Genomic DNA, 14,083 nt, shown 5'->3' with positions numbered 1-14,083 from the left:
GCCAACCCCGCACACGGCCTGGAGGCTTTGCGATGCTCAAACTGTACGGATTTTCGGTCAGCAACTACTACAACATGGTCAAGCTGGCGCTCATGGAGAAAGGCCTGGCGTTCGAAGAGGTGCCTTTTTTTGCCGGGCAAACGCCCGCAGCCCTGACGGTCAGCCCGCGGGGCAAGGTGCCGGTGCTGGGTGTCAAACAGGGCTTTATCAACGAAACCAGTGTGATCCTCGAATACATCGAGCAAACCCAGGAAGGCACTGCACTGTTGCCGGCGGAGCCGTTTCAGCGCGCCCAGGTGCTGGCATTGTGCAGGGAAATCGAGCTGTACATCGAGCTACCCGCCCGTGCCTGTTTCGCCGAAGCGTTTTTCGGCATGCCGGTGCCGGAGGCGATCAAGGACAAAGCCCGGGCCGAGTTGCTGCTGGGGGTGGGGTCTTTAGCTCGGCACGGCAAGTTCGCGCCCTATGTCGCTGGGGAGAGCTTTACGATTGCCGATCTGTATTTCATGTACAGCCTGAACCTCGCCTGCGGCGTGGGCGAGAAACTGTTTGGCCTGGATCTGCTGGCAGAATTGCCGGAGGCGAAGGCGTTGCTGCAGCGCTTGCATGCCATGCCTAACGCCATGAAGGTGGCGGCGGACAGGGAAGCGGCGATGCCGGCGTTCATGGCGATGATGGCGGCGAAGAAGTAAGCAATGTGGGAGGGGCGGTGCGACGGTTCGACTTGCTCCCTCCCACATTGATGCTTTTAGCGGCTGGCGAGCAGTGCCTGGCCGCGCACGACGGCGGCTTTTACCTGCCCCGGCGCAGTGCCGCCGATGTGGTCGCGGGCATTCACCGAGCCTTCCAGGGTCAGCACGGCAAACACGTCCTGCTCGATCTGGTCGCTGAATTTGCGCAGTTCTTCCAGGCTCATTTCCGCCAGGTCCTTGCCGCTTTCCACGCCGTATTTCACGGCATGGCCGACGATTTCGTGGCAGTCACGGAACGGCAGGCCACGGCGTACCAGGTAGTCAGCCAGGTCGGTCGCAGTGGAGAACCCGCGCAGCGCCGCTTCCCGCATGATCGCGTGCTTGGGCTTGATCGCCGGGATCATGTCGGCAAAGGCACGTAGCGAATCGCGCAGGGTGTCGGCAGCGTCGAACAGCGGTTCCTTGTCTTCCTGGTTGTCCTTGTTGTAGGCCAGGGGTTGGCCTTTCATCAGGGTCAGCAGGCCCATCAGCGCGCCGAATACGCGGCCGCTCTTGCCACGTACCAGCTCGGGCACGTCGGGGTTTTTCTTTTGCGGCATGATCGAGCTGCCGGTGCAGAAGCGGTCGGGCAGGTCGATGAACTGGAATTGCGCGCTGGTCCACAGCACCAGTTCTTCGGAGAAGCGCGACAGGTGCATCATCGCGATACTGGCGGCGGCGCAGAATTCGATAGCGAAGTCGCGGTCCGACACACCGTCCAGGGAGTTGCCGCCTACGGCGTCAAAACCCAGCAGTTGTGCGGTGTACTCGCGGTCGATCGGGTACGTGGTGCCCGCCAGTGCGGCGCTGCCCAATGGCATGCGGTTGGCGCGCTTGCGGCAATCCACCAGGCGCTCGTAATCGCGGCTGAGCATTTCGAACCAGGCCAGCAAGTGGTGGCCGAAGGTCACGGGCTGTGCGGTCTGCAGGTGGGTGAAGCCGGGCATGATAGTGTCCGATTCACGCTCGGCCTGTTCCAGCAAACCTTTTTGCAGGCGGGTGATTTCGGCCAGGATCAGGTCGATTTCGTCACGCAGCCACAGGCGGATATCGGTGGCCACTTGGTCGTTACGGCTGCGCCCGGTGTGCAGTTTCTTGCCGGTCACGCCGATGCGATCGGTGAGGCGGGCCTCGATGTTCATGTGCACGTCTTCCAGATCGACGCGCCAGTCGAACGTACCGGCTTCGATCTCCCCACGGATGGTGGTCAGGCCGTCGATGATGCTGTCGCGCTCGGCGTCGGTCAGCACGCCGACCTTGGCCAGCATCGTGGCGTGGGCGATCGAGCCCATGATGTCGTGGCGGTACAGGCGCTGGTCGAAGGTGACGGAGGCGGTGAAGCGGGCGACGAAGGCGTCGACGGGTTCACTGAAGCGGCCGCCCCAGGACTGGTTGGTCTTGTCGGTGCTCATGGATTCGCTCGTGATCTGCTTAAAAGAGGCGTGGAGGTGTGACGCCGATAATAACAGGGTTGCCCGTGGAGGCGGTGCTGTGGGTGGTCGGCATTTTTATTTGTGCAAAGGATGGCTAAGTGCCTTGCCGCCGACCGCGTCCGGGAAGAGACTGGGCAAAGGTGCTTATTGAAACGATATTTGACGAATGAGCAATGTCGTCTCGGCGAGCGTCTACAGTTGGACTGATAGTGTGTGAATGCACCAAAGTCAGGTGATGCGGTCATAACCCTGACTACCATTAAACAAGGGGGGTATTCGGATTGTGTATCAGCAAACCCTACGACGATGCCCAAGGGCGGCAGGTTTTGGGCGCTATTGAACAGGTCCGGATAAATATGAGTGTCGCTCTCGGGGCACTTTTTGCCGCTCGCGCTAGTCTTAGCGTGGATCGCTGTGACGCACGTCACCGCACCTGTCTACGCTATCCTTGTGCGAGACTCACGCAGGAATCCAGCGCAATATGAATGTCCTGATCGTTGATGACGAACCCCAAGCCCGCGAGCGACTGAGCCGTCTGGTCAGTGAGCTCGAGGGTTATACAGTCCTTGAACCGAGCGCCGCCACGGGCGAGGAGGCGTTGACGTTGATCGACAGCCTCAAGCCGGATGTGGTGCTGCTCGATATCCGCATGCCGGGCCTGGATGGCCTGCAAGTCGCCGCCCGCCTGAGCGAGCGCGAATCGCCACCCGCCGTGGTGTTGTGTGCCGCCGAGGAAGAGTTCCCTGCCGAAACCCTGGAAGCCAGCGGTGTCAGTTTCCTGGTCAAACCGGTGACTGCCGAGGCGTTGCTCAAGGCGCTGAAAAAGGCCGAGCGCCCCAATCGCATCCAGCTTGCCGCCCTGACCCAGCCCGCCGCCCAGAGCGGTAACGGGCCGCGCAGCCATATCAGTGCGCGCACCCGTAAAGGTATCGAGCTGATCCCGCTGAGCCAGGTGGTCTACTTCATCGCCGATCACAAGTACGTGACCCTGCGTCACGAGGCTGGCGAAGTGCTGCTTGATGAGCCGCTCAAGGCCCTTGAGGATGAATTTGGCGACCGTTTCGTGCGCATCCACCGCAATGCGCTGGTGGCCCGTGAGCGCATCGAACGCCTGCAGCGCACGCCCTTGGGGCACTTTCAGTTATTCCTGAAAGGGCTTAACGGCGATGCTTTGATTGTCAGTCGGCGTCATGTCGCCGGCGTGCGCAAGATGATGCAGCAGCTTTAGCGCAAGGGCTGTAGCGGTGATCGCGGTGCGCTGCGGCCAGGGAGGCCCCGCACTTGCTGATTCAAATCAAAGCGAATTTTCCTGAGCTGTTATTATCTCCCGTATCTATTCAGTACGGATTGATCCATGTCCTCTCGCGAAATCCGCATCGCCACCCGTAAAAGCGCCCTGGCCTTGTGGCAGGCCGAATACGTCAAAGCACGCCTCGAGCAGGCCCACCCTGGCCTCCTGGTGTCCCTGGTGCCCATGGTCAGTCGCGGCGACAAGCTGCTGGACTCGCCGCTGTCGAAGATCGGCGGCAAGGGTTTGTTCGTCAAGGAACTGGAAACCGCACTGCTGGAAAACGAAGCCGACATCGCCGTGCACTCGATGAAAGACGTGCCCATGGACTTCCCCGAAGGCCTGGGCCTGTTTTGCATCTGCGAGCGTGAAGACCCGCGCGACGCCTTCGTGTCCAATACCTATGCGTCCCTGGATGAGCTGCCGTTGGGCAGTATCGTCGGCACCTCCAGCCTGCGTCGTCAGGCCCAGTTGCTGACGCGTCGTCCGGATTTGCAGATCCGCTTCCTGCGCGGCAACGTCAACACCCGCCTGGCCAAGCTGGATGCCGGTGAATATGACGCGATCATTCTCGCGGCGGCCGGTTTGATCCGGCTCGGCTTCGAAGACCGCATCACCTCGGTCATCAGCGTCGAAGACAGCTTGCCCGCCGGCGGGCAGGGCGCAGTGGGCATCGAATGCCGCACCGCCGACCGTGAAATTCACGCCTTGCTCAAGCCGCTCGATCACCACGACACCGACGTCCGTGTCACCGCCGAACGCGCCCTGAACAAACACCTCAACGGTGGCTGCCAGGTGCCGATCGCCTGCTATGCCGTGCTGGAAGGGGAAAACCTGTGGCTGCGTGGCCTGGTGGGCGACCCTGACGGCGGCAACTTGATCACCGCGCAAGTGCGCGGGCCGCAGCGTGATGCGACGGCGCTGGGTATCCAGGTCGCCGAAGCGCTGCTGGACAAGGGTGCCGGTGCCATTCTGCAAAAAGTCTACGGCGAGGCCGGCCCGCAGTGACCGATTGGCGTGTGCTGCTGACGCGGCCTGGCGAGGAGTCTGCGCTGTTGGCGGCGTCGTTGTCCGATGTCGGGATTTTCAGCAGCAGCCTGCCGTTGCTGGAGATCGAAGCCTTGCCGGTCACGCCTGCGCAGCAGGCGGTCTTTGCTGACCTGGGCCGCTATTGCGCGGTCATTGTGGTGAGCAAACCGGCGGCGCGCCTTGGCGTGCAATGCTTGGATCGACGCTGGCCGCAGTTGCCGTGGTTCAGCGTGGGGGCCGCCACCGCGCAGGTCCTCGCCGAACAGGGCCTGGACGTTCATTATCCCCCCAGCGGCGACGACAGCGAGGCCTTGCTTGCCTTGCCCGCCTTGCGCGAGGCTATTGCACATGCTGATGCACGGGTGTTGATCCTGCGCGGCGAGGGTGGGCGAGAGCTGCTGGCGGAGCGCTTGCGCGAGCAAGGTGCTAGTGTCGACTATCTGGAGTTGTATCGCCGTTTTCTTCCGGCCTACGACCCGGGGGTACTCATGCAGCGCATCCAGTTGGAACGCTTGAACGGCCTGGTGGTCAGCAGTGGGCAGGGTTTTTTACACCTGCAAGCCCTGGCCGGCCCGGATTGGCCACAGGTGGCGCGGCTGCCGCTGTTCGTGCCCAGCCCGCGAGTCTATGAGATAGCGCGGGCCGCTGGCGCAGAAAAAGTTGTGGATTGTCGCGGCGCGAGTGCTGCGGCTTTGTTAGTGGCGTTACGGAGCCATTCCGTTCCCACTCTCTGATACGCAAAGGATGGATACGTGAGCGAAACAGCCTTGCCTAAAGATGAAGCTCAGCCCGCGCTCGATGCGTCGGGCCAGACACCGGTCACCGCGCCGCGCCGTGGCAATGGCCTGGCAATCGTCGCCTTGCTGCTGGGTGCTGCGGGCGTTGCCGCCGGCGGCTGGGGGATCTGGCAGGTCCGCGCCCTGCAAGCCAGCAGCCAGCAACAGCTGAGCCAGGTACAGACCCTCGACGACCAGTCCCAGACCCTCAAGCAAAGCCAGCAACAGTTGGCGGCACGCCTGGCGCAACTGCCGGGTGCGGACGAGCTGGAAGAGCGCCGCCGTCTGGTGGCGCAGTTGCAGGGCGACCAGCAGCGTTTGGGCCAGCGTCTGGAAACCGTGCTGGGAGCCAGCCGCAAGGACTGGCGCCTGGCTGAAGCCGAACACTTGATTCGTCTCGCGAGTTTGCGCTTGTCTGCCCTGCAGGATATCAACAGCGCGCAGTCGCTGGTCCAGGGCGCCGACGAGATTCTTCGCGAGCAGAGCGATCCGGGTTCCTACGCCGCGCGCGAGCAATTGGCCAAGAGCCTTGCCGCGTTGCGCAGTACCGAACAGCCGGACCGTACCGGGCTGTACCTGCAGCTCGCGGCCTTGCGTGATCAAGTCGTGCAACTGGCGGCGATCGCGCCGGAATACCAGCTTCAGGAACCGGCGCCCCAAGGGCGTCCGACGACCGATACGGAAAACCGCTGGAGCCAATGGTGGGAGCAGCTCTCGCGTTACTTCCGCATCGACTTCAACCCGGATGACAACATTCGCCCGCTGCTCGCCGGCCAAGGCCTGAACCAGGTGCGCCTAGCCCTGAGCCTGGCCCTCGAGCAAGCGCAGTGGGCTGCGCTCAATGGTGAATCGGCGGTGTACAGCCGTTCGCTGGGTGAGGCGCGCAGCGTGTTGCAGGACAACTTCAACCAGGACAACCCACAGAGCAAAGCGATGCTGGCGCGTATCGCCGAGCTTGAGCCCAAGGCTGTCTCGGTCGTGACCCCGGACCTGGCTGCCAGCCTGGCTGCCGTGCAGGCATACCTTGAACGTCGTCACTCGCCTGCCGACGAAGCCAAGGCTTCGGCTGGCACGCCGGCGAGCCAGGAGTAGAGCCGATGAAGCGTTTCTATGTGATCCTGGTGCTGGCGATTGCGATCGCCCTGGCGCTGGCTGTGGGCATTTCGAAACACACAGGCTACGTGCTGATTACCTATCCCCATCTGCTGCATTACGAGTCGAGCCTGTGGGCCACCCTGGTGGCGGTGTTTGTCATCGGCCTGGCGATCTACCTGATTCGTGTCCTGTTGAGCCTGCTGAGCACCTCGGGCGGCGTGGTCAACCCGTGGTCGCGGCGTAACCGCAGCCGTCGCGTGCAGATCGCGATCGAGCAGGGCCAGATGGACCTCGCCGAAGGCCGCTGGGCCAGTGCCGAACGCCACCTGCATCGTGCCGCCGAAGCCGAACGTCAGCCGTTGCTGTATTACCTTGGCGCGGCCCGGGCGGCGAATGAGCAAGGGCGATATGAAGCGTGCGACGGTTTGCTGGAGCGTGCCCTCGAGCGTCAGCCCCAGGCCGAACTGGCGGTTGCCTTGAGCCATGCGCAATTGCAGATGGACCGTGGCGATACCGACGGCGCGCTGATCACCTTGCAGGCCATGCACGAGCGTCATCCCCATAACGCCCAAGTGTTGCGCCAGTTGCAACGCTTGCATCAGCAGCGGGGCGATTGGTCGTCAGTGATTCGTCTGTTGCCTGAGCTGCGTAAGGACAAAGTGTTGCCGGCCGGCGAACTGGCCGAGCTGGAGCGCCGTGCCTGGGGTGAAAACCTGAGCCTGGCCGTCCAGCGTGAAGAGCAGGGCGAAGCGGGTTTGCAGGCGCTTGAGCGCGCCTGGCAACAACTGACGTCCGCCCAACGCCAGGAGCCGCAATTGGTGTTGGCCTACGCCGAGCAACTGCGCCAGTTGGGCGCTGATGCCAAGGCCGAGGAAGTGTTGCGCAGCGCGATCAAGCGGGCTTATGACAGCCATCTGATCCGCCTGTATGGCCTGTTGCGCGGCAGTGACCCGGCCCGCCAGTTGAAGTTTGCCGAGGGCTGGCTCAAGGACCATCCAGGTGATGCCAGCTTGCTGTTGACCCTGGGTCGCCTGTGTCTGCAAAACAGTCTGTGGGGCAAGGCGCGGGACTACCTGGAAAGCAGCCTGCAAGTGCAGCGCAACCCCGAGGCGTGTGCCGAATTGGCACGCCTGCTGGCCCAGTTGGGTGACACCGAGCGCAGCAACCAGTTGTTCCAGGAAGGCTTGGGCCTGCTGGACAACCGTTTGCTCGCCTCACCGTTACCCGTGCCGGCGCAGGGTTGAAGTAGGAAGTGGTGCGAGGGTTGGCTCGGATGCGTCCGACAGCCAACCTTTTGGTTCTGTGTAAAGACTCGGTTTAACTGGGTGCGTAATATATTCCTACGTTGCGTCAGGTTATGTCCTCCAAGTTCTGGCGGGATGTCCCTACGTTTTCGCGGAATCGTCTGCTCTAACGCGTATTGAAAGGGGTCAGGCCTTTCCTCTACCGTAACGGCCTATCTCTCGCGGTACGGATAAACAATGTCTTTGGCCCCCTCACGCTCCTTGTTTTTCCTGGCGTTCATGGCCGGTGCGCTGACGTTGGGTGCGTCTTTCTACCTGGAATATGGCGCGCTGCTGCGGCCCTGCTTTCTGTGCCAGGTACAACGGCTATTCCTCGCCACCTTTACGTTGATCAACCTGGTAGCGGCTGTGCATAACCCCAAACGCTACGGCGTCTATGGGTATGGGCTGGCGAGCACAGGCTGTGCCGCGCTTGGCGCAATTACCGCCGTGCGCCAGGTGTTATTGCAGAACACCACGTCGGATCAGGCCAGCCATTGTTGGCCCAGTTTGCAGTACATGCTCGAAAGCCTGTCTTTTTCACAGGCGCTGCGCTCGATCTTCAACGGCACCGTTGACTGCGTGGAAATCACTTGGACCCTGTTCGATTTGAGCCTTCCGGAGTGGAGTCTGTTGTTTTTCGTGGCGATGCTGATCCTGGGCTTCATGCAATTTTCACGGCTGATATTCAGCCAACCGTTGCGCCTGTCGAGACGCTGAAAACCGGTCGTAGGTTGTAGGAGGGGATTAAACACTTGTATGAACTTTCTCTCCTGCGTACCTTGAAGCCATAGTCATGCGGGCATAATCTGGCCCGAATGCGTTATTGAAACCGTTGTCAGATACGGCTTTGTCCGGCTGCCGCTTTATCCTTGAAGTATTGCGCGGGCACACAGCGGCAGCGCCCCTATAGGGAAGAGAGATCATCATGCTGGAAAGTTGTCAGAATGCTCAGGAACGCTGGGGTGGGGTGCACAAGCTGATCGATAGCTGGCTGAAGGCACGCCACGAACTGGTTCGGGCGTTTGATGCTCTCGGCGCGGAGCCCGAAGCATTGACGAAGAATCGCAAGCCGTTGCAGGCGTTTTGCGGTGTGTTGGTGGACTACGTGTCTGCCGGTCATTTCGGCATCTACGAGCAACTGACCAAGGAGGCTGAAGCCTTCGACGATCAGCGCGGTCTTGAATTGGCCGATACCCTCTACCCACGCATCGATGTGATCACCGAGAAGTTGCTGGCGTTCAATGACCTGTGTGATGCCGGCAAGTGTGTTGCGGAAAAATTCAAAGAGCTGGGTGGCCTGCTCCATGAGCGTTTCGAGCTTGAGGATTGCCTGATCGAAGTGCTGCACAATGCTCACCGGGATGTGGCTGTCGCTCAGGCCTGACCCTTGGTGATGAGATAAAAAAACGGTGCGCATAACGCACCGTTTTTTATTGGGTCAATGCCGGGTGCCGAGTAATTCGATCTCGAATACCAAGGGTGTGTAAGGCGGGATCAACGCACCGGCACCGTCGGCGCCATAGGCCTGTGCTGACGGAATCACCAGGCGCCATTTCGCGCCCACCGGCATCTGTTGCAGCGCGCTGCTCCAGCCGCTGATCACACTGTCTAGACGAAACCATTGCGCTTGGGTGCTTTGATCGAACACCGTCCCATCGGGCAATCGCCCCACGTATTTCACCTGAACCTCATCATTGGCCAACGGTTTATTGCCGGTCCCGGGCGTCAACTCGGTGAGCAGAACGCCATCGGCTAATTCGCGCACGCCGCTCGCGGCTTTTTCCTGGGTCAAAAACTGCTGTTCGGCCGTCAGGGCTTTTTCACTTTGGGGTGCCTGAATATCGGCTTCGTCCTGCGCTTCATGCTGCGCCAGGATCTGTTCGATGCGCGTGTTATCCAGCGCCAGCGGTTTACCTTGATAGGCTTGCTTGAGGCCATCGATCAAGGCCTGGAGCTGCAGGTCAGGGACTTCCTGGCGCAGCCGCTCACCGAGGCTGGCGCCCAGGCTGTACGCGAGGTCGTGCGCATCTGGGGCAGTGGTTTTGGACGGCGAAGGCTCGCTGGCATTGGCCACGGAAATCGCCAAGCCAAGCGCAAGAAAAAGGTAACGCGACATGGGTCTTCTCCAGCCGAAAGTGCGACGGATTATGCCAGTGTGAGTGGATAAAAAGTGGCGTGGTTTTCCGTTATATCGATAAGATTTTTCGCACGGTGCAACGCAAGGCAAACGATACTGTCAACATGCGCTAGCGGCGGTAAGAGCAGAGGGCTAGTATGAGCCGCACCCACGTCAGCCAGGAGGTAAACCATGTCGGCCAAACAGAAGCCTGTAAATACCCCGTTGCACTTACTCCAACAACTCTCGGGCAGCCTGCTCGAACATTTGGAAAGCGCGTGTTCCCAAGCCTTGGCTGATGCAGAAAAACTGCTCGCCAAGTTGGAAAAACAACGCGGTAAAGCGCAAGAAAAACTGCACAAATCCCGCATCAAACTGCAAGACGCCGCCACTGCCGGCAAGGCCAAGGCTCAAGCCAAAGCCAAAGACGCAGTCAAAGAACTTGAGGACCTGCTGGACGCCCTCAAGGATCGCCAAGCCGAAACCCGCACCTATATTTCCCAACTCAAAAAAGATGCTCAAGAAAGCCTGAAACTGGCCCAGGGCGTTGGTCGTGTGAAGGAAGCTGTATCGAAAGTGCTGGGCGCTCGTGCACCGGTGAAAGCCGTTGCAGCGAAGACGCCGGCTAAGGCCGCCGCCAAGCCAGTTGCTAAAGCTGCTGCCGCAAAACCAGCCGCCAAGCCAGTTGCTAAAGCCGCTGCTGCAAAATCAGCCGCCAAGCCAGTTGCTAAAGCCGCTGCTGCAAAATCAGCCGCCAAGCCAGTTGCTAAAGCCGCTGCTGCAAAACCAGCCGCCAAGCCAGTTGCTAAAGCCGCTGCCGCAAAACCAGCCGCCAAGCCAGTTGCTAAAGCCGCTGCTGCAAAACCAGCCGCCAAGCCAGTTGCTAAAGCCACTGCTGCAAAACCAGCCGCCAAGCCAGTTGCTAAAGCCGCTGCTGCAAAACCAGCCGCCAAGCCAGTTGCTAAAGCCGCTGCTGCAAAACCAGCCGCCAAGCCAGTTGCTAAAGCCGCTGCCGCAAAACCAGCCGCCAAGCCAGTTGCTAAAGCCGCTGCTGCAAAACCAGCCGCCAAGCCAGTTGCTAAAGCCGCTGCCGCAAAACCAGCCGCCAAGCCGGTCGCTAAAGCCGCTGCCGCTAAGCCAGTCGCTAAACCTGCTGCTGCAAAACCAGCATCGGCCAAGCCAGCCACCCCGGCAGGATCGGCTGCTACCCCAGCAGTGTCCGCCGCTCCAACCGCATCGGCCAGCAGCACTCCTGCACCGGTCGCGCCAAGCAACACCCCAACCAGCGCTTCCTAAGCGCCGGTGACTGCGACGCGCATCTGCTGCAGCGCGTCGTGGTCAAGGTTGGCGGCTCCCTCGGCCGCCAGTCCTTCCAGCCATCGTTGACCCATCGCTTCGCCTGTCGGCCATGCTGTTGCCAGCGTTGCCAGGCGTGTCAGCAACTCGCGTTCCGCCTCCAGCTCCAGGGCCTTGACCCGCTCCCGTAACGCCGCCAAGGGCTGATCCTGCTGCGCCACGGCCCGCCATTGCATGCGCACCTGTCGCAACGGTTCAACGACCTGCGATTGCCACGGCTCGGCGATTTGCCTCAGCGCCTGCGTGCGTTCAAGCGTCAGCGCCACACCGCGCCGTTCCAGCCACGCCCCGCAGAGCAACAGGCACACATCCGCGCCTTGTTCCTGCAAACGCAGGCACGCGGCCTCGACGCCCGTGCGGGCGTAAGTCGAGAGGGCAAAGCTCCACAGGTCAGCGCACATATTCACACCCAAGCCAGCGGCCAACGAAGCTGGTAGACTCCGCCGCCATTATGATCCGACTTCAAAGCCTAACATTACAGCGTGGCCCGCAACGTCTTCTTGAAGACGCCGAGCTGACCCTGCACGCCGGTCACAAAGCCGGCCTGATCGGTGCCAATGGCGCCGGCAAATCCACGTTGTTTGCCCTGTTGCTGGGTGAGCTGACCCCGGATTCCGGGGACTGCTTGCTGCCGGCCGACTGGCGCATCGCCCATATGCGCCAGGAGATCGACACCCTGGACCGCATCGCGATCGACTACGTGCTCGATGGCGACCTGCGTCTGCGCCAGGTGCAACACGACCTGGCCGAGGCCGAGAAAGCCCAGGACGGCGCCGCTCAGGCCCGCCTGCACGCGGAATTGGACAGCGCCGACGGCTACACCGCCGACGCCCGTGCGCGCAAGATGCTCGCCGGCCTTGGCTTTACCAACGAGCAGATGGACCGCCCGGTCGCCGACTTCTCCGGCGGCTGGCGCATGCGCCTGAACCTGGCCCAGGCACTGATGTGCCCCTCGGACCTGTTGCTGCTCGACGAACCGACCAACCACTTGGACCTCGATGCGATCCTGTGGCTGGAGGATTTCCTCAAGAACTATCAAGGCACCTTGCTGCTGATTTCCCACGACCGGGATTTTCTCGACGCCGTGGTCGACAACATCGCCCACGTCGAACAGAAGAAAATCACCCTCTACCGTGGCGGCTACAGCGCGTTCGAGCGCGCCCGCGCCGAACGCCTGGCCCAGCAACAGCAGGCGTTCGAGAAGCAGCAGGCGCAGCGCGCGCACATGGAAAGCTACATCGCCCGGTTCAAGGCCCAGGCCACCAAGGCCCGCCAGGCCCAGAGCCGGATCAAGGCGCTGGAGCGCATGGAAGAGCTGTCGGCGGCCCACGTCGATTCGCCCTTCGATTTCGTGTTCCGCGAGTCGGCGAAGATCTCCAGCCCGTTGCTCGATCTGTCCGATGCACGCTTGGGCTATGGCGATAAAACCATCCTCGAGAAGGTCAAACTGCAACTCACGCCGGGCGCGCGCATTGGCCTGCTCGGACCGAATGGCGCGGGCAAGTCGACGCTGATCAAGAACCTGTCGGGCGAACTGCAACCCCTGGCCGGTCGCCTGACCCGGGGCGAGAACCTGGTGGTGGGCTACTTCGCCCAGCATCAGTTGGACTCCCTGGACGCCAAGGCTAGCCCGTTGCTGCATTTGCAGCGCCTGGCGCCGACCGAGCGCGAGCAGACTCTGCGCGACTTCCTCGGCGGTTTCGACTTCCGGGGTGCGCGCATCGATGAGCCGGTGCTGAACTTCTCCGGCGGCGAAAAAGCCCGCCTGGCCCTGGCGCTGATCGCCTGGGACCGGCCGAACCTGTTGCTGCTCGACGAACCGACCAACCACCTCGACCTGGAAATGCGCCTGGCGCTGACCATGGCGTTGCAGGAATTCAGTGGTGCGGTACTGGTGGTGTCTCACGATCGCCACTTGCTCAAGAGCACCACCGACAACTTCCTGCTGGTGGCCGATGGCAAAGTCGAAGAGTTCGACGGCGATCTTGAGGACTATGCGCGCTGGCTGACGGATTACCGCCTGCGTAACGCGCCGACCAGCAACACGCCCGTCAACCCGGACAAAACCGACAAGAAGGCCCAGCGCCAGGCCGCCGCCGCCCTGCGCCAGCAGTTGGCGCCGCACAAGCGCGACGCCGACAAGCTGGAAGCCGAGTTGGGCAAGGTCCACGAACGTCTGGCCAAGATCGAGACCAGCCTGGGCGACAGTGCCGTGTACGAAGCGGCACGCAAGGATGAACTGCGCGATCTGCTGGCCGAGCAGGCCAAGCTGAAGGTCCGTGAAGGTCAGTTGGAGGAAAGCTGGATGGAAGCCCTCGAACTGCTCGAAAGCCTGCAAGCGGAGCTGGAGGCGCTGTCCTGATGGAAGCGCTGCAACTGCCGCTGCCGGCGCAATGGGTCGAGCCTGTGTGGATCGGCGTGCAAGTCCTGCTGATCCTGCTGGCTGGCTACCTGACCCAGCGGTTTGTCGCCAAGGGCCTGACCCGACTGGGTGAGCGCTACCCCTTCCCGCCGCAATTGTTGATGCCGCTGCGCGGCGGCTTGCGCTGGCTGATCATGGGCAGTGCGCTGATCTTCGTGCTGGAACGCCTGGGCGTGTCCGCCACGGTGTTGTGGACCGCGCTGTCGGGGTTCGTCGCGGTGGCGGCGGTGGCGTTCTTCGCCATGTGGTCGGTGTTGTCCAACCTGTTGTGCGCGATCCTGATCTTCACCGTCGGGCCGTTCCGCCTGGGTGACATCGTCGAATTGGTGGACACCGTCGACAAACCGGGTGTGAAGGGCCGCGTCGTGGCGATCAATCTGCTTTACACCACGCTGATCGAAGTGGAAGAGGCGGGGACCGGCGGAGTGACGGTGCAGGTGCCCAATAGCCTGTTCTTCCAGCGCTCGGTGCGACGCTGGCGCGACAGTGCGGTGATGCCGGGCGAGCGCTAGCGTTCACATCTTGTAAAAATCTATAGCCAGCCTTCGGTC

The 14,083-nt window shown here is 61.7% G+C and carries 14 protein-coding genes; 11 read left to right on the top strand and 3 right to left on the bottom strand.

Annotated elements, in window-relative coordinates; genetic code table 11:
• Positions 1-32 precede the first annotated feature (32 nt).
• A complete protein-coding gene (locus P3S72_RS29425) occupies positions 33-692 on the top strand; it encodes a glutathione S-transferase (RefSeq protein ID WP_276195406.1) in 660 nt (219 codons plus the stop codon).
• Positions 693-748: 56 nt separating this feature from the next.
• On the opposite strand, the gene argH is transcribed toward P3S72_RS29425, so the two are convergent.
• Positions 749-2,143, bottom strand: a complete 1,395-nt coding sequence (gene argH, locus P3S72_RS29420; RefSeq protein ID WP_276195405.1) for an argininosuccinate lyase — start codon at positions 2,141-2,143, stop codon at positions 749-751.
• Between the two features lie 502 nt (positions 2,144-2,645).
• Between argH and P3S72_RS29415 the strand changes: the two genes are divergently transcribed.
• From P3S72_RS29415 to rsd, 7 genes are all read left to right on the top strand, one after another.
• Positions 2,646-3,392 carry a LytTR family DNA-binding domain-containing protein gene (locus tag P3S72_RS29415; protein WP_253400091.1) on the top strand — a complete coding sequence of 249 codons (747 nt, stop codon included), beginning with the start codon at positions 2,646-2,648 and terminating at the stop codon, positions 3,390-3,392.
• Between the two features lie 126 nt (positions 3,393-3,518).
• Entirely contained in the window at positions 3,519-4,460 is a 942-nt protein-coding gene (gene hemC, locus P3S72_RS29410) for a hydroxymethylbilane synthase (protein ID WP_276195404.1), read from the top strand.
• A complete protein-coding gene (locus tag P3S72_RS29405; RefSeq protein WP_276195403.1) occupies positions 4,457-5,215 on the top strand; it encodes a uroporphyrinogen-III synthase in 759 nt (252 codons plus the stop codon). Before hemC ends, P3S72_RS29405 begins: the two co-directional genes overlap by 4 nt.
• 18 nt (positions 5,216-5,233) lie before the next feature.
• On the top strand, positions 5,234-6,349 hold the full coding sequence (locus P3S72_RS29400; protein ID WP_276195402.1) for a uroporphyrinogen-III C-methyltransferase: 1,116 nt from the start codon (positions 5,234-5,236) through the stop codon (positions 6,347-6,349).
• A gap of 5 nt (positions 6,350-6,354) precedes the next feature.
• Entirely contained in the window at positions 6,355-7,596 is a 1,242-nt protein-coding gene (locus P3S72_RS29395; protein ID WP_276195401.1) for a heme biosynthesis protein HemY, read from the top strand.
• A 237-nt stretch (positions 7,597-7,833) separates the two neighbouring features.
• Positions 7,834-8,355, top strand: coding sequence for a disulfide bond formation protein B (locus P3S72_RS29390; protein WP_276195400.1), 522 nt, complete (start codon positions 7,834-7,836; stop codon positions 8,353-8,355).
• A gap of 208 nt (positions 8,356-8,563) precedes the next feature.
• On the top strand, positions 8,564-9,022 hold the full coding sequence (gene rsd / locus P3S72_RS29385; protein ID WP_276195399.1) for a sigma D regulator: 459 nt from the start codon (positions 8,564-8,566) through the stop codon (positions 9,020-9,022).
• 54 nt (positions 9,023-9,076) lie between these two features.
• Here rsd and P3S72_RS29380 read toward each other — a convergent pair whose 3' ends face one another.
• Positions 9,077-9,754: an FKBP-type peptidyl-prolyl cis-trans isomerase gene (locus tag P3S72_RS29380; RefSeq protein ID WP_276195398.1), complete on the bottom strand. Its 678-nt coding sequence runs from the start codon at positions 9,752-9,754 to the stop codon at positions 9,077-9,079.
• Positions 9,755-9,946: 192 nt separating this feature from the next.
• Between P3S72_RS29380 and P3S72_RS29375 the strand changes: the two genes are divergently transcribed.
• The gene (locus P3S72_RS29375) at positions 9,947-11,050 is read left to right on the top strand and encodes an AlgP family protein (protein ID WP_276195397.1); all 1,104 of its coding nucleotides are present in this window, start codon (positions 9,947-9,949) and stop codon (positions 11,048-11,050) included.
• Here P3S72_RS29375 and P3S72_RS29370 read toward each other — a convergent pair.
• Positions 11,047-11,511: a TIGR02444 family protein gene (locus tag P3S72_RS29370; protein WP_276198012.1), complete on the bottom strand. Its 465-nt coding sequence runs from the start codon at positions 11,509-11,511 to the stop codon at positions 11,047-11,049. The genes P3S72_RS29375 and P3S72_RS29370 overlap by 4 nt on opposite strands.
• Positions 11,512-11,561: 50 nt before the next feature.
• Between P3S72_RS29370 and P3S72_RS29365 the strand changes: the two genes are divergently transcribed.
• Positions 11,562-13,472, top strand: a complete 1,911-nt coding sequence (locus P3S72_RS29365) for an ATP-binding cassette domain-containing protein (RefSeq protein ID WP_276195396.1) — start codon at positions 11,562-11,564, stop codon at positions 13,470-13,472.
• Positions 13,472-14,044, top strand: a complete 573-nt coding sequence (locus P3S72_RS29360; RefSeq protein ID WP_276195395.1) for a mechanosensitive ion channel family protein — start codon at positions 13,472-13,474, stop codon at positions 14,042-14,044. Before P3S72_RS29365 ends, P3S72_RS29360 begins: the two co-directional genes overlap by 1 nt.
• The last annotated feature ends 39 nt before the right edge of the window (positions 14,045-14,083 follow it).

The sequence above is a fragment of the Pseudomonas sp. D3 genome (genome assembly GCF_029320995.1).
Taxonomy (GTDB): Bacteria; Pseudomonadota; Gammaproteobacteria; order Pseudomonadales; family Pseudomonadaceae; genus Aquipseudomonas; species Aquipseudomonas paraveronii.
Note: the sequence above shows the minus strand (reverse complement) of the source record. Positions and strands in the feature narration are given on the sequence as shown.